The organism is Paraburkholderia sp. 40, from assembly GCF_050434105.1.
GTDB classification, from domain to species: Bacteria; Pseudomonadota; Gammaproteobacteria; order Burkholderiales; family Burkholderiaceae; genus Paraburkholderia; species Paraburkholderia tuberum.
In genome coordinates this window covers 1266359-1287517 of the sequence record NZ_JBNPVY010000003.1, presented here as the reverse complement: position 1 = coordinate 1287517, position 21159 = coordinate 1266359, and the positions used below count along the sequence as shown (strand labels likewise).

The following is a 21159-nucleotide window of genomic DNA, read 5'->3' as shown; positions in this document are numbered from 1 at the left end:
GAGGCTGAACGACGCGCCATACCCCGCCGCCGCTACTTCAACCGCCCCGCCAAAAACTGCTGCAACCGCTCACTGCGCGGATTCGTCAGCACCTGATGCGGATGCCCTTGCTCCTCGATCTTGCCCTTGTGCAGGAATACGACATGATTCGACACGTTGCGCGCAAAGCCCATTTCGTGCGTGACGACGATCATCGTGCGGCCTTCTTCGGCGAGCGCCTGCATCACACGCAGCACTTCGCCGACGAGTTCGGGATCGAGCGCCGAAGTCGGTTCGTCGAACAGCATCACTTCCGGCTCCATCGCAAGCGCGCGAGCAATCGCGACGCGCTGCTGCTGACCACCGGACAGATGCGACGAATATTTTTTCTCCGTGCTGGCCGGCAAACCGACCTTGGTCAGATACTTCCGAGCGCGTTCCTCGGCTTGCGCGCGGCTCAATCCCAGCACGCTGATCGGCGCCTCGATGATGTTCTCGAGCACCGTCATATGCGCCCACAGATTGAAATGCTGGAACACCATCGACAGACGCGTGCGCATCGTTTGCAACTGCTTCGGATGGGTCACGCGTAGCGAGCCGTTGCGATCCCTGCTCGTGTTGATTTCCTCTCCGTTCAGCGTGATGCGCCCGGAGCACGGCGATTCGAGAAAGTTGATGCACCGCAGGAAGGTGCTTTTCCCGGAGCCGCTCGACCCGATGAGGCTAATCACGTCGCCCGCCTTCGCCTTCAGCGAGACGCCCTTCAATACCTCGTTGTCGCCGAACTTCTTGTGCAGGTCGTCGACCGTCAGCTTGTACATGCTCGTATGCTCCATCAGGACGCGAATGCGTCCGGGTTTAATGCGCTTGCGGTTTCAGATAAGCGAGCAATCGGATTTCCATCTTGCGGAAGCCCCAGATCAGCGCGAACACGATCGCCGCATACAGGATCGCCGCGATGCCGTACGCCTGGAACGTCGCGTAGGTCGCGGAGTTGACGTCGCGCGCCACTTTCAGAATGTCGGGGACGGTCGCCGTGAACGCGAGTGTCGTCGCGTGCAGCATCAGGATCACCTCGTTGCTGTACGAGGGCAGTGCCCGGCGCAGCGCCGAAGGCAGGATGATACGCGTGTACAGCTTGAACTTCGACATGCCGTAAGCCTGGGCCGCCTCGATTTCACCGTGCGAGGTCTCCCGGATCGAGCCCGCGAAGATCTCGGTGGCATACGCGCATTCGTTCAGCGCGAACGCGAGCAGCGTGCAGTTCATCGCATTGCGAAAGAAGCTGTCGAGCATCTGGTGCGAATGGACGAAATGCAGACTGTAGAGGCCCGTGTAGATCAACAGCAATTGAACGTATAACGGCGTGCCCCGGAAGATGTAGGTGTAAAGCCAGACGGGTCCGGAGATGTAGCGGTTGCGCGACGCGCGCGCGATCGCGAGCGGCACGGCCAACACGAAACCCAGCAGGATCGACGCAACCAGCAACCACAGCGTGATGACGAGGCCGGTGTAGTTGAAGCCGTCCGTGAACAGGTAGTTCTGCCAATATTGACGAGTCAGTTCGATCACAGCGCGGCCCTCCGTACGCCGATCGAGTAGCGCTTCTCGAGGCGGTTCAATACCAGATTCGAAATGGTGGTAATGGTGAGGTAGATGGCCCCGGTCGCCAGCGTGAAGAAGAAGAACGACTGCGTGCTCTTGCCGGCGTCCTGCGATGCCTTGACCACGTCCGCGAGACCGATGATCGACACGAGCGCGGTGGCCTTCACGAGCACCTGCCAGTTGTTGCCGATGCCGGGCAGCGCGAGCGCATCATCTGCGGGAACAGGATGCGGGTGAACACGCGCCGCGCGCTCATGCCGTACGCGAAGCCCGCTTCGATCTGCCCGCGCGGCACGGAGAGAAACGCGCCGCGGAAGGTTTCGGTGAAGTACGCGCCATAAATGAAGCCCAGCGTGATCACACCGGCGAGAAACGGATCGATGTCGATCTGCTCCATGCTGAACATGTCGGTCAGATCATTGAGCCAGATCTGGATGCTGTAGAACAGCAGCAGCATCAGCACGAGATCGGGCACGGCGCGGATCAGCGTCGTGTACATCGTGCCGATGCGCGAGATCGCACGGTTGGTCGACAGCTTCGCGGCGGCGCCGAGAAGTCCCAGCGCAAACGATGCCGCGAGCGACAGCACCGCGAGCTTGATGGTTACCCACGTGCCCGCGAGGAGCAGCGGACCGAAGCCTTGAAACAGCATGGGAGTGTCCTTGTTGAAGGAGCGAGCCGCGCGCATGCGCGCGGGGCCTGGCGAGCGGGTGGAGCGGGCTTGTGGGGGCGGACCTAACTGCCGTACACGTCGAAGTTGAAGTACTTCTGCTCGATCTTCTTGTAGGTGCCGTCCTTGATCATGTCGGCGATCGCCTGGTCGACCTTCGTCTTCAGATCGGCGTCTTCCTTGCGCATGCCGATGCCCGCGCCGTTGCCGAGGATCTTCGGATCGTCGATGGTCTTGCCGACGAAGTCGAAGCCCGCGCCGCGCGGCGTCTTCAGGAAACCCTGATCAGCCTGCACGGCGTCCTGCAGCGCTGCGTCCAGACGGCCCGACTGCAGGTCGGTATAGACCGCGTCCTGGTTCTGATACGGCACGACCTTCACGCCCTTGGCCTCCCAATAGGTCTTCGCGTAGGTTTCCTGGATCGTGCCCTGTTCGACGCCCACCGTCTTGCCCTTCAGCGAATCGGCGGTCGGCAGGATGCCCGAACCCTGCTTCGCGACGAGACGTGTCGGCGTGTTGAACAGCTTCGACGAGAAGGCGATCTGCTCAGCGCGTTGCGGTGTCATCGACATCGACGACAACACGCCGTCGAACTTCTTTGCCTTCAGTGCCGGAATCATGCTGTCGAAGTCCTGCTCGACCCACACGCACTTCGCGTTCAAACGGCGGCAGATTTCGGTGCCGAGGTCGACGTCGAAGCCGACCAGCTTGCCATCGGTCGCTTTCGATTCGAACGGCGCGTAGCTCGCATCCACGCCGAAGCGAACCGTGGACCAATCTTTGGCGAAGGCGCCGGTGGCAGCGAGCGCGAGGGCGAGGGACAAGGCGAGTTTCTTCATAAAGTCTCCGGGAGGGATGCTGCGAGGTGCGATGTTGTATAGACAAATTATCCCGTGCGAGCGATGAGCGGCAATCAGGGTGAGTGCTTACGGGCACCCGGGCAGCAGACAGGTAATTGGCGTGAAAGCCTTTGTGGACAAGCTTGTAAGGCTAATTGAAGGACTGCGGGCGCAGCCGGAATTTTCGCGTATACCCGCGGTCTATACCGTGGCGGATATCTTGTCCATACAACTTCGTTACGGCGACGTCCCGCCTGAGCGTCGGGTCGCGAACCGCGCAATCCGCTCTACGAATGCGAAGGCGGCAGATAGGTCATGTGCTCTTCGTCGTACAGCGCGTAGATCAGTTCGAGCATGCGCTGGATGTCGGCCGATTCGTCGAGCATGCGCATGCTCATGATGATCGGCGACACGAGGTTCTGATCGTCGAGGTCCTTGTAGGCGACGTCGCCGCGCTGCAAGCCGTACACGCTCGCCGGCACGATCGAGATGCCTTCGCCCGCGCCGACGAGGCCGAGCGCGATCTGCAATTCGCGCGTCTCGTAGAGCCGCTGCGGCTTCAGACCGCGATCGTGAAACGCGGCGAGCACCTGGTCCGCGTAACTGGGCCGTGGCGCCTTAGGGAAAATGATCAGCGTTTCGCCGGTCAGGTCATGCAGCGACAGCACCGGCTTCGCAGCGATCAGCGGATGGCCGAGCGGCAGCGCGACGATCATCCGTTCTTCGCGCAGCACGACGCGCCGGATGCTCGGGTCTTCGTGACGGATGCGGCCGAAGCCGACGTCGATGCGGCCTTCCTTGAGCGCCTTGATCTGATCCATCGTCGACATCTCGTGCAGGCTCAGCTCGACGGTGCTGTTCTCGGTACGAAAGCGCCGGATGATTTTCGGCAGCATGCCGTACAGCGTCGAGCCGACGAAGCCCACCGACAAACTGCGCTCGATCTTGCCGACGCGCCGCGTCATCGCCTCGATTTCCGTCGTTTGCGCGAGCAGTTGCACGGCGTGCGAATAGAAGAAGCGGCCAGCCTCGGTCAGCTTCAGCGGCCGCGAGTTGCGCTCGAACAACTGCACGCCAAGGATGTCTTCGAGCTGCTGGATCTGCCGGCTCAGCGGCGGCTGCGCAATATGCAGACGTTTGGCGGCCTTGGTGACATTGCATTCCTCGGCGACGGCCACGAAGTAGCGCAGATGGCGCAGTTCCATAGAAATACCTTTTAAGTATCGTCGCGATACCAAATCAGTGTTGGACGATGCAAATGGCGTAGAACTATCCTTCAGTTACCGTAGACGCCCCACAAAATTATACCTCCCGAGCATCGATAACTCGGCCCGGTCTGAAGCGTCGGTCGGCCCCTTGAGACGGCGCAGGCAAATCCTCGCGCATGGGATCCAAGACCTAGAAAGAGTTCAGGAGCAGCAATGAGACATGCTGATATCGCAACCCCGATGCAAGGGTTGTCCACCGATTCCCTCAGGCACCAGGTCCCGCCTCCCGTGCCGAAGGTCGAGCGCTTGCGCGCCACGGCCTGACGCCATATGGAGGCGCACCGCCTCCGCTCCCCGACGTGAAAGACCAACCGGCCACCGGCCTCCCGGCAGGCAGGCCGCTCCCTACACGCGTGCGTCGCACGCATACCGACAGTCCGAATCAGGAGACACGCATGATTCCGATCTACCCGGATCACACTCCGCAACTGAAGAACATCGACGACTTTCTCGTCGAAGACAGCGAGCGCGGCGATTACCGCCTGCATCGCAGCGCGTTTACCGACGAGCGTCTGTTCGAGCTCGAAATGCAGCACATTTTCGAGGGCAACTGGATTTACCTGGCCCACGAAAGCCAGATTCCGAACAACAACGATTACTTCACGACCTACATGGGACGTCAGCCGGTCGTGATCGCACGCAATCGTCAGGGCGAGCTGAACGCGTTCATCAACTCGTGCACGCATCGCGGCGCGATGCTGTGCCGCCACAAGCGCGGCAACAAGGCGACCTATACGTGCCCGTTCCACGGCTGGACCTTCAACAACAGCGGCAAGCTGCTGAAGGTCAAGGACCCCGCGGACGCCGGCTATCCCGACTGTTTCAACAAGGAAGGCTCGCACGACCTGAAGAAGCTCGCGCGCTTCGGCAACTATCGCGGCTTCCTGTTCGGCAGCTTGAGCGATGACGTGCCGCCGCTCGAGACATTCCTCGGCGAAGCCGCGCGCATCATCGACATGATCGTCGACCAGTCGGAAGACGGTCTCGAAGTGCTGCGCGGCTCGTCGACCTATACGTACGAAGGCAACTGGAAGCTGACCGCCGAAAACGGCGCGGACGGTTATCACGTGTCGGCCGTGCACTGGAACTATGCGGCAACGGCCAATCATCGCAAGGAAGAGAACGCGCGCGAAGACCAGATCCGCGCGATGGATGCCGGCAGTTGGGGCCGTCAGGGCGGCGGCTTCTACGCGTTCGAGCACGGTCACATGCTGCTGTGGACGCGCTGGGCGAATCCCGAAGACCGTCCGAATTTCAGCCGCCGCGAGGAATTCGCCGCGCGCTGCGGCGCCGAGCGCGCGGACTGGATGATCCAGAACTCGCGCAACTTATGCCTCTACCCGAACGTGTATCTGATGGACCAGTTCGGCTCGCAGATTCGGGTGCTGCGGCCGCTGTCGGTCAACAAGACCGAGGTGACGATCTACTGCATCGCGCCGAAGGGCGAGTCCGACGAAGCGCGCTCGCGCCGCATCCGTCAATACGAGGACTTCTTCAACGTAAGCGGCATGGCCACCCCCGACGACCTCGAGGAATTCCGCGCCTGCCAGTTGGGCTATGCGGGCCGCGCGGTCGAATGGAACGACATGTGCCGCGGTTCGAAGCACTGGATCGGCGGCGCGGACGAAGCCGCGCAAAAGATCGGCCTCAACCCGGTGATGAGCGGTGTGAAGACCGAGGACGAGGGCCTCTACACGGTGCAGCACCGCTACTGGATCGACACGATGAAAAAGGCGCTGAATGCGCCGGGGAGCCGCGCATGAGCAACATCGCCATCACCGATATTCAGGCTTTCCTGTTCCGCGAAAGCCGCCTGCTCGACGACGAGCAATGGGATGAGTGGCTCGCCTGCTATCACCCGGACGCGTCGTTCTGGATGCCGTCGTGGGACGACGAGGACAAGCTCGTCACCGATCCGCAGCGCGAGATTTCGCTGATCTACTATCCGAACCGCCAGGGCCTCGAAGACCGCGTGTTCCGCATCAAGACCGAGCGTTCGAGCGCGACGATGCCCGACACGCGCACGAGCCACAACCTGGCCAACGTCGAAGTAGAGAGCGCGGACAACGGCGTGTACACGGTGCGCTTCAACTGGCACACGCTGAGCCATCGCTACAAGACGAACTACAGCTACTTCGGCATGTCGCGCTACGTGATCGACTTCAACGGCGCGCAGCCGCAAATCCTGAGCAAGTACGTCGTGCTGAAGAACGACTACATCAATCAGGTCATCGACATCTACCACATCTAGCCGGTGCGGTTGCAGGAGACAGGTCATGGAACACACTATTGCACTTCAGTTCGAAGACGGCGTCACGCGCTTCATCAGCTGCCGTGAGAACGAAACGCTGTCGGATGCCGCTTACCGGCAGAAGATCAACATTCCGCTCGATTGCCGCGAAGGCGCGTGCGGCACCTGTCGGGGGCTGTGCGAATCGGGTGCGTACGACATGCCCGAGTCGAGCTACGTCGAAGATGCGTTGACCCCCGAGGAAGCGAGCCAGGGCTATATCCTCGCGTGCCAGACGCGGCCGCGCTCGGATCTGGTGATTCGCGTGCAGGCGTCGTCGGCGGCGTGCAAGACCGGGGTGTCGCGTTTCGAAGGCACGCTCGCGGAGGTCGAACGGCTGTCGGATTCGACGATCCATTTCTCGATCGATATCGACGGCGCGAGCGCGCCGAGCTTTCTCGCGGGTCAATACGTGAACGTCGAGATTCCGGGCGCGAGCGGCGAGAGCCGGTCGTATTCGTTCAGCTCGGCGCCGGGCGCGACGCGCGCGGCGTTCGTCGTGCGCAACGTGCCGGACGGCAAGATGAGCGGCTTTCTGAGCAACGATGCGCAGCCTGGTCAGCAGATCGGTTTCACGGGTCCGTATGGCAGCTTCTATCTGCGCGATCCGCAGCGTCCGGTGCTGTTCCTCGCGGGCGGCACCGGCATCGCACCGTTTCTGTCGATGCTCGACGTGCTGAAGGCGAGCGGCAACCTGCAGCCGGTACGCCTCGTGTACGGCGTGACCAACGACATCGATCTGGTCGCGCTCGAACAGATCGAAGAGGCGCAGCGCTCGCTGCCGAATTTCAGCTATCGCACCTGTGTCGTCGATTCCGCGAGCAGCCACGAGCGCAAGGGCTACGTGACCGCTCATGTGGATGGCGAATGGCTGAACGACGGCGACGTCGACGTCTACCTATGCGGCCCGGTCGCGATGGTCGAAGCGGTGCAGGGCTGGCTGCGCGACAGCAGCGTCGAGCCCGTGAACTTCTACTACGAAAAATTCTCGGCGAGCAACGTAGCATGACTTCGACCTTTACCGATCGCTTCAAGGGCAAGGTGCTCGTCGTGACCGGCGCGGGCCAGGGCATCGGCCGTGGCGTCGCGTTGCGCGCGGCGCGCGAGGGCGCGGCTTTGGTGCTGGTCGACCGTTCGCCGATCGTGCACGAGGTGGCCGAAGAGATCACGTGCGCAGGCGGCGAAGCGCGCGCGTTCATCGCCGACCTCGAAACCTATGTGGGCGCGGCCGCGATGACGGCCTTCGCGATCGAGGCGTTCGGCCGCATCGACGCGCTCGTCAACAACGTCGGCGGCACGATCTGGGCGAAGCCGTACGAGGAATATGAAGCAGACCAGATCGAGGCCGAGGTGCGGCGTTCGCTGTTCCCGACACTGTGGTGCTGCCACGCGGTGTTGCCCGCGATGCTGAAGCGCGCGAGCGGCGCGATCGTCAATGTGTCGTCGATTGCGACGCGCAGCATTTATCGCGTGCCGTATGCGGCCTCGAAGGGTGGCGTCAACGCGCTGACCGCGAGCCTCGCGTTCGAGCATGCCGAACACGGCATCCGCATCAACGCGGTCGCGACCGGCGGCACCGAAGCGCCGCCGCGCCGCGTGCCGCGCAATACGGCACCGCAAAGCGAGCAGGAAGCGACGTGGTATCAGGGCATCGTCGATCAAACGATCGCGTCGAGCCTGATGCATCGCTACGGCACGATCGACGAACAGGTCGGCGCGATCCTGTTCCTCGCTTCCGATGAAGCGTCGTATATCACCGGCACCGTGCTGCCGGTCGGCGGCGGCGATCAGGGCTAGCGAGCGGCTGCGGCTGAACAATGCCGACAGGCCGCGCGGCGATCGTCCTTCATACAATCGGCCCGGAATGACGCCGCGCTCTGACGGTGACTTGCGGCGACCAGCGGCAACCTGCGCCGCGAGGCGCGCGTCACCGACAGCGGGCCGCCCTGACCCACATCGACGATGAATCCCACCCCTAGCCAGGCGCCGACCACGCGCGCCGTTGCGGCCGACTGGTCCGTGTCCGCCGTCGTGGCCGGCTTTCTGGCCGTGCTGATTTCGTACGCGGGCCCGCTCGTGATCTTCTTCCAGACGGCGCAAGCGGCCCACATGCCCAACGAGATGGTCGCGTCGTGGGTATGGGGCATCTCGATCGGCGCGGCCGTCTCCGGCATCTTCGCGAGCTGGAAGCTGAAAGTGCCGGTCGTGACCGCGTGGTCGGCGCCCGGCACCGCGCTGCTGGTCGGACTGTTTCCCGCGTTGACGCTGCATCAGGCGGTGGGCGCGTATCTGACCGCCGCCGTGATCATTCTGCTGATCGGTATCTCGGGCTATTTCGACCGCATGGTGCGCAGCATTCCGAAGGGCATCGCCTGCGGGATGATGGCCGGCATTCTGCTGCAGTTCGGCACGCATGCGTTCAAGGCGGCGGCGTCGATGCCTGCATTGGCGTTCGGCATGATCGGTGCGTACATCGTGTTCAGGCGCCTGCTGCCGCGCTATTGCATCGTGCTGGTGCTGTTGACGGGCACGGTGCTCGCCATCGCGCTCGGCGCCGCGCACCTGGGTGCGCTGCCGCTGCAAGTCACGCGGCCAATCTTCATCAAACCCGAATGGACGCTGAGTTCGACGCTGAGTCTTGCGTTGCCGCTCGTGGTCGTCAGTCTGACCGGGCAGTTTCTGCCGGGGATGGCGATTCTGCGCGTGTCCGGCTATCACACGCCGGCCCGGCCGATCATCACCGCGACGAGCATCGCGTCGATCGGCGTGGCGTTTTTCGGTGGCATCACGATCGTGATCGCCGCGATCACGGCGGCGTTGTGCACGGGCAAGGATGCGCACGACGACCCGGACAAGCGCTATATCGCGGGCATTGCGAACGGCGTGTTCTATCTGATCGGCGGCACGTTCGCCGGCGCGATCGTCGCGCTGTTCACGATGCTGCCGAAGGAGTTCGTCGCGATTCTGGCGGGCCTCGCGTTGATCGGTGCGATCACGTCGAACGTGATGGGCGCGATCCAGGACGAAGACCATCGCGAGGCCTCCGTCATCACGTTTCTCGCGACCGCATCCGGTATGACGTTCCTCGGGCTCGGCTCCGCGTTCTGGGGCATCGTGATCGGCTCGTTCGCGTACCTCGTGCTGAACAAGGTGCGGCGCGAGACACCTGCAAACCGATGACTCAGGGCCGCGCCCCGAGCGCCTGATAGAGCGCGGCGGTATCGGCATAACGCTGCGCGGCGGCTTTGGTGCGATCGAGTCCGGTCTGCAATTCCTGGCGCTGCGTATCGAGCAGGGTTAGTTGACTGATGCCGCCCGCGGCATACCTCTGGCTGGCGATCCCTGCGCTGTGTTGCGCGCTGCGCTGCGCAGCGTCGAGCGCCTGCAATGCAATCGCGTCCTGATCGAGCGCGCGCAGCGCGTCGGCGACCTGTTGCAGTCCCTGCAGCACGGTTTGCCTGTAGACGGCGAGCGCCGCTTGCCAGGCCGCCTCCGACGAGCGCTTGCGCGCCAGCAGTTCACCGCCGTGGAACAGCGGCTGCGTGAGACCCGCACCGAAATTCCACACGTTGAAGCCCTTCAGCAGATCGGACACGTTGACGCGTTCGGTCGCCGCGCTGCCCGACAGCGTGATGCGCGGATACAGGTTCGCGGTCGCGACGCCGATGTTCGCGCTCGCCTGATGCAGCAGCGCCTCGGACGCGCGTATGTCGGGCCGCTGCCGCGCGAGCGTCGACGGCAAGGTCAGTGGCAGATCGGCCGGCAGCACTAGCGTGTCGAGGTCGAGCGCGGCGAGGTCGTGGGTGGTGGCCAATTCCGCCGGCGCGCGTCCCAGATAGATCGCGAGTTTATGATCGGTCTGCGCAAGCTGCGTGCGCAAAGGCGGTAACGTCGCGCGGGTTTGCTGCACGAGCGTGCGCTGGCTCAGCAGATCGACCTCGGAGATGCCGCCCGCACCATAGCGGCGTTCGGCGATATCGAGTTGCTGCATCTGGTTGGCGAGCAGCGCTTCGGTGAGGGCGATCTGCCGCGCAAGCGACGCGCGCCGGATCGCCGCCGTCACGACGTTGCCCGCGACCGTCAAACGCGCGGCCTCGAGTTCGTATTGCTGATAGTCGACCTGCGCGGCCACCGCTTCGAGCGCGCGGCGATTCGCGCCGAACAGATCGAGCGTGTACGACACCGTGACCTGTGCGCTGTACAGCGTGAACGGCGCAAACGCGCGGCCCTGCGTCAGCTGACCGAAGCCGAGCGCCTCGGGATCGATCTTCTCGCGCGTGGTCGACAGGTTCGCATCGACTTGCGGCCATAGCGTGCCGCCCGCCTGCGCGCGATAGTCCTGCTGCGCTTCGTCGAGTTTCGCGCGGGCTTGCGCGAGACTCGGGCTATCGTCGAGCGCCTGTTGCACGAGCGCGTCCAGCGCCGGCGAGCCGAAAGCGCGCCACCAGCCGTCGCCGGGCACCTCGGTCGGCACGAAGTGTTGCGCGGCGCCGCCGGGACCATCGGCTGCGACGGTGCTCGCCGCAAGCGGCGCGGCGGTATAGCTCGACACGCTGGTCACGTCGGGTCGATGGAAATCCGGACCGACGCTGCACGCGCACAATGCCGCGCTTGCGCAGAAGGCGGCCAGCCGGCGCATGGCGGAACGCTGGAACCAACAAGCCGCGCGATGAAAAACCACGTCACGAAAGCCAGGAGCGGAACACATTGCAGGCCTTCCTCAATCGAGCGTGCGCCGATAGAACTTCACGGCGATACCCATTACGACGAACAGAAAGATCAGCAGCGGCCATACATGCGGCCACATGTCGGCCCAACCGACGCCCTTGAGCAGAATGCCGCGCACGAGCCGGTTGAAGTAGGTGAGCGGCAACAGGTTGCCGATGTACTGCGCCCACTTCGGCATGCCCGCGAACGGAAACATGAAACCCGACAGCAGGATGTTGGGCAGAAAATAGAACATCGTCAGTTGCATGGCCTGCAACTGGTTCTGCGCGAGCGACGACAGCGTAATGCCGATCGTCAGATTGGCCGCGACGAACAATAGAGCGGACAGATACAGCGCGATCAGACTGCCTTCGAACGGCACGTTGAACACGAAGCGCGCCGCCGCGAGAATGATGCTGACCTGCACCAGGCCGATCGCCACGTAAGGCACGATCTTGCCGGTCATCACTTCGAGCGGCAGTACCGGTGTGGCGAGCAGATTTTCCATCGTGCCGCGCTCGCGTTCACGCGTGATCGCGAGGCCCGTCATCATCACCATCGTCATCGTCAGAATCACGCCCATCAGGCCGGGCACCACGTTGTACTGGGTCAGGTTTTCGGGGTTGTAGAGCCGGTGCAATTGAACGTCGAAAGCGGCGGGGCCGACCGCGAGCGTCGACAGCGGACCCGTGAGGTCCTTCTGCAACACCGACTGCGCGATCGACGGCAGCGCGCCGAGCGCGGTACCCACCGCGGTGGGGTCCGTCGCATCGGCTTCGACGAGCAGCGATGGCCGCGCGCCCTTGGCCAGATCGCGCGTGAAACCGACGGGGATATTCAGCACGAACAGCACCTTGCCCTGTGCGAGCGCGCGACGACCGGATTCTTCGTCGGGCAGCGTCGATAAGATGTCGAAGTAATCGGAGTTGCGCATCGCCATCAGGAAACTGCGCGTGAACTCGCTGTGATCGGCGGCGATGACGGCGGTCGGCAGATGCTTGGGGTCGGTATTGATCGCGAAGCCGAACAGCGCCATCTGCATGATCGGCAGCACGATCATCATCGCAAACGTGATGCGGTCGCGCTTCAGTTGCAAAAACTCCTTGCGCACGACGCTCCACCAACGCATCAGCGAAAAGCGTGGAAGTCGGCGCGCGGAATTCACGATGCTTTGCCCGAAGGGGTGGCGTAATTGTCGGTCGAGCGGTTCATCATGAAGATGAACACGTCCTCGAGGCCGGTTTCCTGTCGTTCGATCCGCAACGCTGGGTCCGAATGAGCCAGCTGGTCGATCGTGGCGTGGAGCTCGGGCGTGTCGGGACCGCTCACGTGCAGCGACGAACCGAACGCCACCGTCTGCTCGACGCCGGGCGAGCGGCGCAGCCGGTCGCCGAGCTCGACGAGATTCTGGCCGTACACGGCCCACGTCACGAGCCCTTGCGAATCGATGACCTGTTTCGACGTGCCCTGCGCGAGCAGCTTGCCGTAGGCGATATAAGCGAGCTTGTGGCAGCGTTCCGCTTCGTCCATATAGTGCGTGCTGACGAGCACCGAGATGCCGCGCGCCGCGAGGCGATGCAACTCTTCCCAGAAGTCGCGGCGCGCGCTCGGGTCGACACCTGCGGTCGGTTCGTCGAGCAGCAGCAGTTCCGGCTCATGGAGCATGCACGCGGCCAGCGCGAGACGCTGCTTCCATCCGCCCGACAGTGCGCCGGCCAACTGCTTCGCACGGCTTTGAAGGCCAAGCTGTTCGAGCGCGCGATCGACCGCCTCGCGGCGGTTCTTCATCTCGTAGATGCGCGCAACGAAGTCGAGGTTTTCGCGGATCGTCAGATCTTCCCAATAGGAGAAGCGCTGCGTCATATAACCGGTGCGCCGCTTGATCTGCGCGCTGTCCCGCACGATGTCGTAGCCGAGACACGTGCCGCTGCCGGAGTCGGGCGTCAGCAGTCCGCACATCATGCGGATGCAGGTGGTCTTGCCACTGCCGTTGGGGCCGAGAAAGCCGAAAATCTCACCGCGCTGCACGCGCATCGTGACATCGTTGACCACGTGCCTGGTGCCGAAATGCTTGTTCAGCCCCTGCACGTCGATCGCGTACACGGGGTCGCTGGCATTGCCGGGGGGCGCGGGCGCACTCATTGCAGCGTGACCGTGACGGGCTGGCCGGGCCGCAGCTTCGGCGCATCGGCGGTCTGAGGTCGGGCTTCGACCATGAACACGAGTTTCGCGCGGCTTTCGTTGCTGAAGATCACCGGCGGCGTGAACTCCGCCTGGTCCGAAATGAAGCTGAGCACGGCCGGCACATCGGCCGCGCAACCGTCGCAATGAATCGATACGCGACGGCCCGGCGCGAGCGAACCGACCACTCCCTGGGGCACGAAAAAGCGCACCTTGACGTTCTCCGGCGGCAGCATGCGCACGACGGGGCTGCCGGCCGGCACCCATTCGCCGCTGCGATAGATCGTGTCGAACACGAGGCCGGCGTGCGGCGCGTGCACGCTTTTCTGATCGAGCTTCCATTGGGCCTGGCCGAGCTGGGCCTGCGCCGCGTCGACCTGCGCCTGCTGCGCGCGGATCTGTTCGATCCGCCCAGGCAGACGCGCGACGGCCAGCTGGCTTTGCAACTCACGCACGTGCGCGGCGCTCGACAACGCGTTCGCGCGCGAGTCGTCGAGCTGGCTTTGCGCGATGCCGCCCGCGCCGAATTGCTGTTGGTCGCGGCGGAACTGCGTCGCGGCGCGCGTCGCATCGGCTTCGGCCTGCACGAGTTGCGCGCGCGTCACATCGACTTCCGGCGGACGCTTGCCGGTTCCAAGGTCGGCAAGCTGGGCACGGGCCGAGCGCAGTTGCTCGCCCGCCTGCGCGACGGCGTCGGTTTCGTTCTGCGCTTCGAGCGCGAAGAGCGGCGTGTTCTGCGCGACGGTCTGCCCGCGCGAGACCGCGAGCTCGGTCAACTGTCCCGCCTGCGAAGACGCGAGGTACAGGAACTCGCCTTCCACATAGCCTTGCCACGTGTTCGCCGGTGGTCGCGAACAGCTTGCGCACGCGATGCACAGAGCGAGCAACGCGGCACGTCGGGATGAGCTGGCGAACACGATCATGACGGCTTTCCCTTCGCGCGGCGTGCGGTGGACGTCGCCCCGGTTCCGGCCTTGGCGTTGGTCTCGACCGCCGTGGTTGCGCTCATACCCTGCGCGAGCAGCGCGACGACATGGCGTTCGAGCGTCGCGCGATCGAACGAGGTGCGCGGATTCAGGCGCTGCCAGATCCTCGCGGTTGCCTGCGGCAGCATCACCAGTGCGAGCACCGAGTTGAACAGCAGCAACGGTTCGAGCTGAGCGTTCAACTGACCCGACGCGCAGCCACGCGCGATGTTCTGACCGAACGCGGCGAGCTTTTGCACGGGGATGCGCGCAAACGCGCGCTCGCGCAGCAAACCGCCTTCGTTGACGATCTCGCGCAGCCAGAGTGAAGGCAGCCACGGCATGGTTTCAGTGACATCGAACATGCGCTTGACGATGCCTTGCGTCAGCGCGAGCGGTTCGTCGTGTTCGGGATCGACCGGGTCCCAGATCGCGCCGAACGCGGCGACGAGCCTTTCCTCGAACAACGCGTCGAGCAGCTTTTCGCGCGTCTGGAACCAGTAGTGCACCATCGCGGACGTCACGCCGCTCGCCGCCGCGATCTGCGCAACCGTCGTGTTGGCGATACCGCGCTCGGCGAACAGCGCCACCGCGACATCGAGCAGATGTTCGCGTGCGTCGAAGTCCTGCGGATGAGGACGGCGACCCATTCGGGAACGGGCGGGTTGCTGCACGGACACTGGACTAATTGATGAGTTAGTTAGTTTTAACTCATTGATACTAGGATATTTTCCGGTATGGCGAAGGAGGGGAAACCCTGGCGGCGGGCGGCCTTTGTTCTCTGGATAGACGCTGATCTTTCAGCGCTTGCGGTTCGTCCATACGCTGGCCGAAAGCTTAACGATTACTGTCCATTTTCCCGTTAATTGGCATTCTCAATTTTCGCAGCGTATTAACTCTTCTGAAATGATCCTGGCCTGTAAGACGCGGTAAGAGAATGGCTACTTGCTTGGTGCGTTCTCACACACAGTCGTCGAAAATGACTTCATAAAATTCCCGACGAATTGACCACCATCATGCATGTACTCGACGTCGTGAGTCGTGCACCAGAAACGGGCCTCGATATGAAGCGCTGCAGGGTATTGGTAGTCAACGATTATGCGTCGATGGGCGGCGCGGAAGTTGTTTATCAACAATCGGCAGACCTTCTGAGTCGATTGCCCGGGGTCGAAGTTGAACGCTTCGACGACACCCGCTTTCCGGTTGGAACCACCAAGTGGTCCAGGTCCTGGAATATCGCGGCCGCGCGTGCGCTCGAAGAGACCATTGTCGGTTTCCGTCCGCATCGAGTGATGGTGCACAACTACCATAACGCGCTGTCGAATTCGATACTGAGCGTTATCGCGCGTCAAAAGCGAAAGCTCGGTTTTCGCGCATATCACACGAGCCACGACTACCATCTCGTCTATTACAACCCGGCACTGCAATACTTCGATAAGAGGCGCCCGGTGATTCTGCCGCTGGAGGTGTTGGGCACGCGCGCAGCGCTGACCCATCGGTCGACGACGAAAGGCCTTGTGCACGACCTGATGACGAAGTGTTACTGGCACGCAGTACGCGAGGCATTCCCTCCCACGGAGATCTTCGAGACGATCGTATGTCCAAGCGCTTTCATGGAAGAAGCGCTGCATCGCAGTGGCATCACGAATACGAGGGTCGTTTTTAATCCCTCTTCAGTACCGGTCGCGCTTCAGCCTTCGAGCGCTGCTGGCAGGCAAAGATTCAAGATTGCCTTTGTCGGCAGGATTTCACAGGAAAAAGGACTCGCGGAATTTATCGAACTCGCAGAGAGCGTGAACTTTCATCGCATCGACGTAATAGGCGCTTACGGGGACGGTCCGGATCGTCGTGCCATGGAGCGGCGCTTCACGTCGCATATCGAGCGCGGCAAGGTGGTTTTTTTCGGCAGATTGCCGCAAGAAGTATTGTTTCCGCAGATGCGGCGATTTGCCGACGCGGTCGTCGTGCCATCGTTGGGAGCCGAAAATGCGCCGCTCGTCATTATCGAGGCCGCCATGCTCGGCTTGCCTGCCCTCGTCCACGACGGCGGCAGCATGGCATCGACTGGCGACGCGGTGGGCAACAAGATCAAATTTCGGTCGCAGCCGGAGAGCCTCAAGCTGGCACTGGATCGACTGGCGATGCATCTGGCGGACAAGGGCAGAAGGTATTCACTCGCGGAGTATCTGCCAGAGCACTACCAGCAGCGGCTCGCGGAAATCATGGAACTCGGCGAGCAGGCCGGCACGGCGCCTTCGAGGCGGACCGACGAGGCGGTCTGCTGACGCGCTGCGCCGGACTCGGTGAGCAGCACCTTCTGTCGTTTGACGGCTTCGCTGAATAAGCCCTTGACTGAATATTCGATCTGGCGTGCCCATTCGCAGACTGTCACTAACGCTCAATGCGCTATCGCGACCCGCTTCGCTTTCGCCGTTCCGACTGACGTCAAGCTGACAATGGACGGCAGCTGACATCCACGCGCGAAGCGCATTTTCGCCGGAAATTTCTATACTTTCTCTAGCGCACACCTGGCACGATCCAGCCCGTACGACCCAAACGAATTCACGTCGACGAAACGAAACAATCGAAGCGAACCCGCGGCGCGGCCCTCACGGCTCACGCGCGATTCGTATGAGGAGGGAGACATGGCACATTCCGCATCCGCCGCGCCGGCGAAGGAAGGCCACGGCGAAGCGTCGCCGGCTCTGCCAGCGCTCGCACTGGCCGCGCTCGGCGTGGTCTATGGCGACATCGGCACGAGCCCGCTCTATACGCTCGCCACCGTGTTCGATCCCAGCAACGGTCTCACGCTCAATGCTTTCAATATCGTCGGCATCGTCTCGCTGATCTTCTGGTCGCTGATGATTGTCGTTTCGCTCAAGTACGTCGTCCTGATCCTGCGGGCGAATAATCATGGCGAAGGCGGCATCATGGCGCTGCTCGCGCTCGCGGCGTCGTCGATCGCGTCGCGGCCGCGTTTGCGTCGCGGCCTCCTCGTGGTGGGCGTGATGGGCGCGGCGCTGTTCTTCGGCGATAGCGTGATCACGCCGGCCATTTCCGTGCTGAGCGCCGTGGAAGGGCTCGAAGTCGTCGAGCCCGCACTCAAGACCTATGTGATTCCAGTGACGCTCGCCGCGCTCATCATTCTGTTCGTCACGCAAAAGCACGGCACGGGCGGCATCGGCGCCGTGTTCGGGCCCGTGATGGTGCTCTGGTTCGTCGTGATCGGCGTGGCGGGCGTCGCGAACATCATGGCCGCGCCGGTCGTGCTGTATGCGCTCAATCCGCTGGAAGGGCTGGGCTTCGTCATGCATCACCGCTGGCTCGCGTTCGTCGCGCTCGGCGCCGTGGTGCTCTCGCTGACGGGCGCCGAGGCGCTCTACGCCGACATGGGCCATTTCGGCAAGCGACCCATCCGCCTGACCTGGTTCGGCGTCGTTTTTCCCGCGCTCGCGCTCAACTATCTGGGCCAGGGCGCGCTGCTGCTGGCGAACCCCGGCGCGGTGCAAAACCCGTTCTACCGCCTGTTCCCGCAGTGGGCCATCGTGCCGATGATCGTGCTGGCGACGATCGCCACCGTGATCGCCTCGCAGGCCGTTATTTCGGGTACCTATTCGATGACGATGCAGGCCATGCAGCTTTCCTTCCTGCCGCGCATGAACATCGTGCATACATCGGAGCGCGAGATCGGGCAAATCTACGTGCCCGGCATCAACTGGATCCTGTTGATCGCCGTGGTTGCGGCGGTGTTGGGCTTCCGCTCGTCCACGGCGCTCGGGTCCGCGTATGGGATCGCCGTGACCGGCACGATGCTCATCACCACGTTCCTGACGTTCTTCGTCGTGCATTACGCGTGGCGCTACAACTGGCTGCTGTGCCTGCTGTCCACCGCGTTCTTCTTCGTGATCGACGCGTTGTTCTTCTCGGCAAATCTGCTCAAGATCGTCGATGGCGGCTGGTTCCCGCTCGTGATCGGCGCGATCGTGTTCACGGTCATGGCGACGTGGGGACGCGGCTGGGAAATGATGCTGGCCGAAGCGCGCGTGCGGGCGGGAAAGACGCCGCTCAAGCCGTACCTCGCTGCGCTGCTCGAAAGTTCGCCGACGCGCGTGGGCGGCACGGCGATCTTCCTGACGCCGGACGCCGAAGCGGTGCCGCACGCGCTCGTCAACAACCTGCGGCACAACCGTGTGCTGCATGAGCGCACGATTTTCCTGAGCGTAATAACGAAGAACGTGCCGTGGGTGGCCGAAACCGAGCGCGTGCAGATCAGGCCGCTGTGCACGGGTTGCTGGCACGCAACGGTGAAGTACGGATTCAAGGACGAAGTGGACTTGCCGCGCACGCTGGCCGCCTACAAAACGCCGGAACTGACCTTCAACCTGGACGACACATCGTGGTTCCTGAGCCGCGCGGACGTCGTGCCCAAACGCGGCCACGGCATGGCGCTATGGCGCGAGCGGCTTTTCGCGGTGATGCTGCACAACGTGGGCAATATCGCGGCGTTCTTCAAACTACCGGCCAATCGCGTGATCGAAGTCGGCGCGCGCGTGGAGATCTAGAGCGCGCCGTTCAGCAAGCGTGGAGAAGCGGCCGGCCTGCTTCGATACTCCTCGGCCAATTCGGGCATCGAGTAGGAGTGGTCTCCTGTAAGTTCGTAAGTCTGGTTGGCGTGACCCGGCTGCGTGAGCACCGTAACCGCCGCGCCTGCGTAGTCAGCACGCGAGGCGGAGGCGAATCGCCCTTGTCCCACGCTACCATTGAGCGCCGCTTCGCAACGGCCCTCGGATACCTCGGGTTCGAAACTTGCTGCCCACGACCAACCCGCCGCTCGAATCGGCGCGCGCGTTTTGCTTCGCTGCGGGCCGGCATGGTCGGATGCCCGCGCCGCATCCAACGAGGAGACGTGTCATGGGCGACGAGACTCACCAGAATCACGGACACGACCGCCGCCGCTTTCTTGCGGGCGTGGCGGCGGTGGCCGGCAGCTTTGCGCTATCGGGTTGCGGAGGCGGCGGTGGATTGGGGGGAGACGACCAACCGGGCGGCGGGCGCGCCAGCGAACCCGTGTCCTCGATTACCGACATTCCATCGCCCAACGCCGCCGACCGCTACAGCCTGCCGCGCCCGGCATTGCCCGCGCCGACCAGCTCGGGCATCGACTTCATCGTGCTCGTCACGATGGAAAATCGTTCCTTCGACCATTTCCTCGGCTGGGTGCCGGGCGCCGAGGGCAGGCCCGCGAACCAGCAGTTCAAGGACGCGTTCGGCGCGACGCAAACGCCGTTTTCGCTCGCGGCGAATTCCGCGTACGGCTATCAGGCGTGCGCCTCCGTGGACCCCAATCACGGCTTCGCAGGGGGCCGCACGCAACTGGCTTCGGGTGCGATGAATGGCTGGCTGCTCACGCCGGGCACGAGCCTGCACCAGGGCGACCTGCTGCCTATCGGTTACTACACCTCGGCCGATCTGCCATTCTTCAAAGCCGTGGCGAGCAGCTACACGATCGGCGATTTCTACTTCAGTGGCATCCTGACCAGCACGTTTCCCAATCGCCTCTACCTGCATAGCGGTGCGACGGACCGGCTCGATGACCGCACCGATACGTCCTCGCTCGCGACGATCTGGGACAAGCTGAGCGACGCGAATGTCGATTGCAACTACTACTACCACGACGTGCCGTTCACGGCGCTTTATGGCACGAAGTATCTCGGCATTTCGCGCCCATTCGCGGAGTTCCTGTTGAATGCGTCGACGGGGACGCTGCCGTCATTCTGCATGGTCGAGCCGTCTTTCACGGGCGAGCCCGAAGGCGTTTCCACCGACGATCATCCGCATGCGGACATCCGCGATGGCGAGGCGTTTCTCGGCCAGGTCTACGAGGCGCTGCGCACGAGCCCGACATGGAGCCGCACGCTGATGATCATCGTCTATGACGAATGGGGCGGGTTTCTGGAGCACGTGGTGCCGCCCACGAGGCCGATCAGCAATGACGAGCTCAAACTCGGCAACGACGGCAAGCTCGGTTTTCGCGTGCCGCTCGCGCTGCTTGGCCCGCGCGTGCGCGCAGGCTCGGTCACGCGCTATCCGTTCGACCCCAGCTCGATTCACGCGCTGCTGCAATGGCGCTTTGGTCTGCAGCCGCTCGGCGTGCGCGGCAGCGATCCGGCGACGGTCAATCTCGCCTACGCGCTCGATTTCACCGACGCGCCGCGCACCGACGCCCCAAAGTTCACGATCGCCCAAGGGCCGTTCGCCGGCGCGTGCCTGGGGGCGATCGCGCCTGCGCCGTCCAGCTCGGTATCGGCGATCGATCAGTCGCAACAGCGCGCGATCAACCCGGCGGCGGACCCCTTCGCGGCACTGCGCGCGAAGGCAGCTTCATCAGGATTCCGGACCGGAGGCTAAGCTGGGTTTCCGCTTAAAATGAGCGGGCCGCAAGCCGGCGCCGGACCGGGCCGCGCTGGATTGTGAATGCCAGCGCGCACGGCGGGATGCACGGCCTGATGAAGGTTCAAGCCTTGAGCGCAGTTTGGTGAGAAACGCTTGCGCGCGCCATCGTTTTGCGAAGCGGGTCCCGCACTTGCTGGCGAGACCGTCTCGAAGCCCCGCGGTAGCGTGCAGCATGTCATCGGCGCGCGCGGCGGGCCGCCTA

At 63.3% G+C, this 21159-nt stretch carries 17 protein-coding genes and 1 pseudogene; 8 read left to right on the top strand and 10 right to left on the bottom strand.

From position 1 onward, the window contains the following. Positions 1 to 32: 32 nt before the first annotated feature. The 5 genes and pseudogenes from OKW28_RS21515 to OKW28_RS21495 form a co-directional block, all read right to left on the bottom strand. Complete coding sequence (locus OKW28_RS21515) at positions 33 to 800, bottom strand: ABC transporter ATP-binding protein (RefSeq protein ID WP_429448659.1); 768 nt, start codon at positions 798 to 800, stop codon at positions 33 to 35. Between the two features lie 37 nt (positions 801 to 837). Further along, the gene (locus OKW28_RS21510; RefSeq protein ID WP_429448657.1) at positions 838 to 1551 is read right to left on the bottom strand and encodes an ABC transporter permease; all 714 of its coding nucleotides are present in this window, start codon (positions 1549 to 1551) and stop codon (positions 838 to 840) included. After that, a pseudogene (locus OKW28_RS21505) lies at positions 1548 to 2236 on the bottom strand (ABC transporter permease). Before OKW28_RS21505 ends, OKW28_RS21510 begins: the two are co-directional and overlap by 4 nt. Before the next feature lie 83 nt (positions 2237 to 2319). Continuing rightward, positions 2320 to 3093: an ABC transporter substrate-binding protein gene (locus tag OKW28_RS21500; protein WP_429448655.1), complete on the bottom strand. Its 774-nt coding sequence runs from the start codon at positions 3091 to 3093 to the stop codon at positions 2320 to 2322. A gap of 287 nt (positions 3094 to 3380) precedes the next feature. Further along, positions 3381 to 4298, bottom strand: coding sequence for a LysR family transcriptional regulator (locus OKW28_RS21495; RefSeq protein ID WP_184069460.1), 918 nt, complete (start codon positions 4296 to 4298; stop codon positions 3381 to 3383). A 458-nt stretch (positions 4299 to 4756) separates the two neighbouring features. Between OKW28_RS21495 and benA the strand changes: the two genes are divergently transcribed. From benA to OKW28_RS21470, 5 genes are all read left to right on the top strand, one after another. Beyond that, positions 4757 to 6124: a benzoate 1,2-dioxygenase large subunit gene (gene benA / locus OKW28_RS21490; protein ID WP_429448653.1), complete on the top strand. Its 1368-nt coding sequence runs from the start codon at positions 4757 to 4759 to the stop codon at positions 6122 to 6124. Continuing rightward, positions 6121 to 6612: a benzoate 1,2-dioxygenase small subunit gene (gene benB / locus OKW28_RS21485; protein WP_018422598.1), complete on the top strand. Its 492-nt coding sequence runs from the start codon at positions 6121 to 6123 to the stop codon at positions 6610 to 6612. The genes benA and benB overlap by 4 nt, the downstream gene beginning before the upstream one ends. 25 nt (positions 6613 to 6637) lie before the next feature. Beyond that, positions 6638 to 7660, top strand: a complete 1023-nt coding sequence (gene benC, locus OKW28_RS21480) for a benzoate 1,2-dioxygenase electron transfer component BenC (RefSeq protein WP_429448651.1) — start codon at positions 6638 to 6640, stop codon at positions 7658 to 7660. Further along, a complete protein-coding gene (locus OKW28_RS21475) occupies positions 7657 to 8448 on the top strand; it encodes a 1,6-dihydroxycyclohexa-2,4-diene-1-carboxylate dehydrogenase (RefSeq protein WP_429448649.1) in 792 nt (263 codons plus the stop codon). Before benC ends, OKW28_RS21475 begins: the two co-directional genes overlap by 4 nt. Positions 8449 to 8613: 165 nt before the next feature. Next, the gene (locus OKW28_RS21470; protein ID WP_429448648.1) at positions 8614 to 9831 is read left to right on the top strand and encodes a benzoate/H(+) symporter BenE family transporter; all 1218 of its coding nucleotides are present in this window, start codon (positions 8614 to 8616) and stop codon (positions 9829 to 9831) included. Between the two features lies 1 nt (position 9832). On the opposite strand, the gene OKW28_RS21465 is transcribed toward OKW28_RS21470, so the two are convergent. The 5 genes from OKW28_RS21465 to OKW28_RS21445 all read right to left on the bottom strand — a co-directional run bounded on the left by OKW28_RS21465 (position 9833) and on the right by OKW28_RS21445 (position 15154). Further along, positions 9833 to 11290 (bottom strand): efflux transporter outer membrane subunit, encoded by a 1458-nt coding sequence (locus OKW28_RS21465; protein WP_429448647.1) that lies wholly within the window; start codon positions 11288 to 11290, stop codon positions 9833 to 9835. 81 nt (positions 11291 to 11371) lie between these two features. Then, positions 11372 to 12487 (bottom strand): ABC transporter permease, encoded by a 1116-nt coding sequence (locus tag OKW28_RS21460; protein ID WP_429448833.1) that lies wholly within the window; start codon positions 12485 to 12487, stop codon positions 11372 to 11374. A gap of 32 nt (positions 12488 to 12519) precedes the next feature. Continuing rightward, the gene (locus OKW28_RS21455) at positions 12520 to 13500 is read right to left on the bottom strand and encodes an ABC transporter ATP-binding protein (protein WP_429448646.1); all 981 of its coding nucleotides are present in this window, start codon (positions 13498 to 13500) and stop codon (positions 12520 to 12522) included. Further along, the gene (locus tag OKW28_RS21450; protein WP_429448644.1) at positions 13497 to 14462 is read right to left on the bottom strand and encodes an HlyD family secretion protein; all 966 of its coding nucleotides are present in this window, start codon (positions 14460 to 14462) and stop codon (positions 13497 to 13499) included. The genes OKW28_RS21455 and OKW28_RS21450 overlap by 4 nt, the downstream gene beginning before the upstream one ends. Further along, on the bottom strand, positions 14459 to 15154 hold the full coding sequence (locus OKW28_RS21445; RefSeq protein ID WP_429345838.1) for a TetR/AcrR family transcriptional regulator: 696 nt from the start codon (positions 15152 to 15154) through the stop codon (positions 14459 to 14461). The genes OKW28_RS21450 and OKW28_RS21445 overlap by 4 nt, the downstream gene beginning before the upstream one ends. Before the next feature lie 366 nt (positions 15155 to 15520). Here OKW28_RS21445 and OKW28_RS21440 point away from each other — a divergent pair, with 366 nt between their 5' ends. The 3 genes from OKW28_RS21440 (at position 15521) to OKW28_RS21430 (ending at position 20912) form a co-directional block, all read left to right on the top strand. Further along, positions 15521 to 16789 (top strand): glycosyltransferase, encoded by a 1269-nt coding sequence (locus OKW28_RS21440; RefSeq protein ID WP_429448643.1) that lies wholly within the window; start codon positions 15521 to 15523, stop codon positions 16787 to 16789. Positions 16790 to 17149: 360 nt separating this feature from the next. Beyond that, positions 17150 to 19066, top strand: coding sequence for a potassium transporter Kup (locus tag OKW28_RS21435; protein ID WP_429448641.1), 1917 nt, complete (start codon positions 17150 to 17152; stop codon positions 19064 to 19066). Positions 19067 to 19415: 349 nt separating this feature from the next. Continuing rightward, the gene (locus OKW28_RS21430) at positions 19416 to 20912 is read left to right on the top strand and encodes an alkaline phosphatase family protein (RefSeq protein ID WP_429448639.1); all 1497 of its coding nucleotides are present in this window, start codon (positions 19416 to 19418) and stop codon (positions 20910 to 20912) included. Positions 20913 to 21159: the final 247 nt, after the last annotated feature.

Bases quoted from the DNA above. Each gene is read 5' to 3' on its own strand.
- OKW28_RS21515 (WP_429448659.1), bottom strand. From the start codon at position 800: ATGTACAAGCTGACGGTCGACGACCTGCACAAGAAGTTCGGCGACAAC.
- OKW28_RS21500 (WP_429448655.1), bottom strand. From the start codon at position 3,093: ATGAAGAAACTCGCCTTGTCCCTCGCCCTCGCGCTCGCTGCCACCGGC.
- OKW28_RS21495 (WP_184069460.1), bottom strand. From the start codon at position 4,298: ATGGAACTGCGCCATCTGCGCTACTTCGTGGCCGTCGCCGAGGAATGC.
- benA (WP_429448653.1), top strand. From the start codon at position 4,757: ATGATTCCGATCTACCCGGATCACACTCCGCAACTGAAGAACATCGAC.
- benB (WP_018422598.1), top strand. From the start codon at position 6,121: ATGAGCAACATCGCCATCACCGATATTCAGGCTTTCCTGTTCCGCGAA.
- benC (WP_429448651.1), top strand. From the start codon at position 6,638: ATGGAACACACTATTGCACTTCAGTTCGAAGACGGCGTCACGCGCTTC.
- OKW28_RS21475 (WP_429448649.1), top strand. From the start codon at position 7,657: ATGACTTCGACCTTTACCGATCGCTTCAAGGGCAAGGTGCTCGTCGTG.
- OKW28_RS21470 (WP_429448648.1), top strand. From the start codon at position 8,614: ATGAATCCCACCCCTAGCCAGGCGCCGACCACGCGCGCCGTTGCGGCC.
- OKW28_RS21465 (WP_429448647.1), bottom strand. From the start codon at position 11,290: ATGCGCCGGCTGGCCGCCTTCTGCGCAAGCGCGGCATTGTGCGCGTGC.
- OKW28_RS21460 (WP_429448833.1), bottom strand. From the start codon at position 12,487: ATGCGTTGGTGGAGCGTCGTGCGCAAGGAGTTTTTGCAACTGAAGCGC.
- OKW28_RS21455 (WP_429448646.1), bottom strand. From the start codon at position 13,500: ATGAGTGCGCCCGCGCCCCCCGGCAATGCCAGCGACCCCGTGTACGCG.
- OKW28_RS21450 (WP_429448644.1), bottom strand. From the start codon at position 14,462: ATGATCGTGTTCGCCAGCTCATCCCGACGTGCCGCGTTGCTCGCTCTG.
- OKW28_RS21445 (WP_429345838.1), bottom strand. From the start codon at position 15,154: ATGGGTCGCCGTCCTCATCCGCAGGACTTCGACGCACGCGAACATCTG.
- OKW28_RS21440 (WP_429448643.1), top strand. From the start codon at position 15,521: ATGCATGTACTCGACGTCGTGAGTCGTGCACCAGAAACGGGCCTCGAT.
- OKW28_RS21435 (WP_429448641.1), top strand. From the start codon at position 17,150: ATGGCACATTCCGCATCCGCCGCGCCGGCGAAGGAAGGCCACGGCGAA.
- OKW28_RS21430 (WP_429448639.1), top strand. From the start codon at position 19,416: ATGGGCGACGAGACTCACCAGAATCACGGACACGACCGCCGCCGCTTT.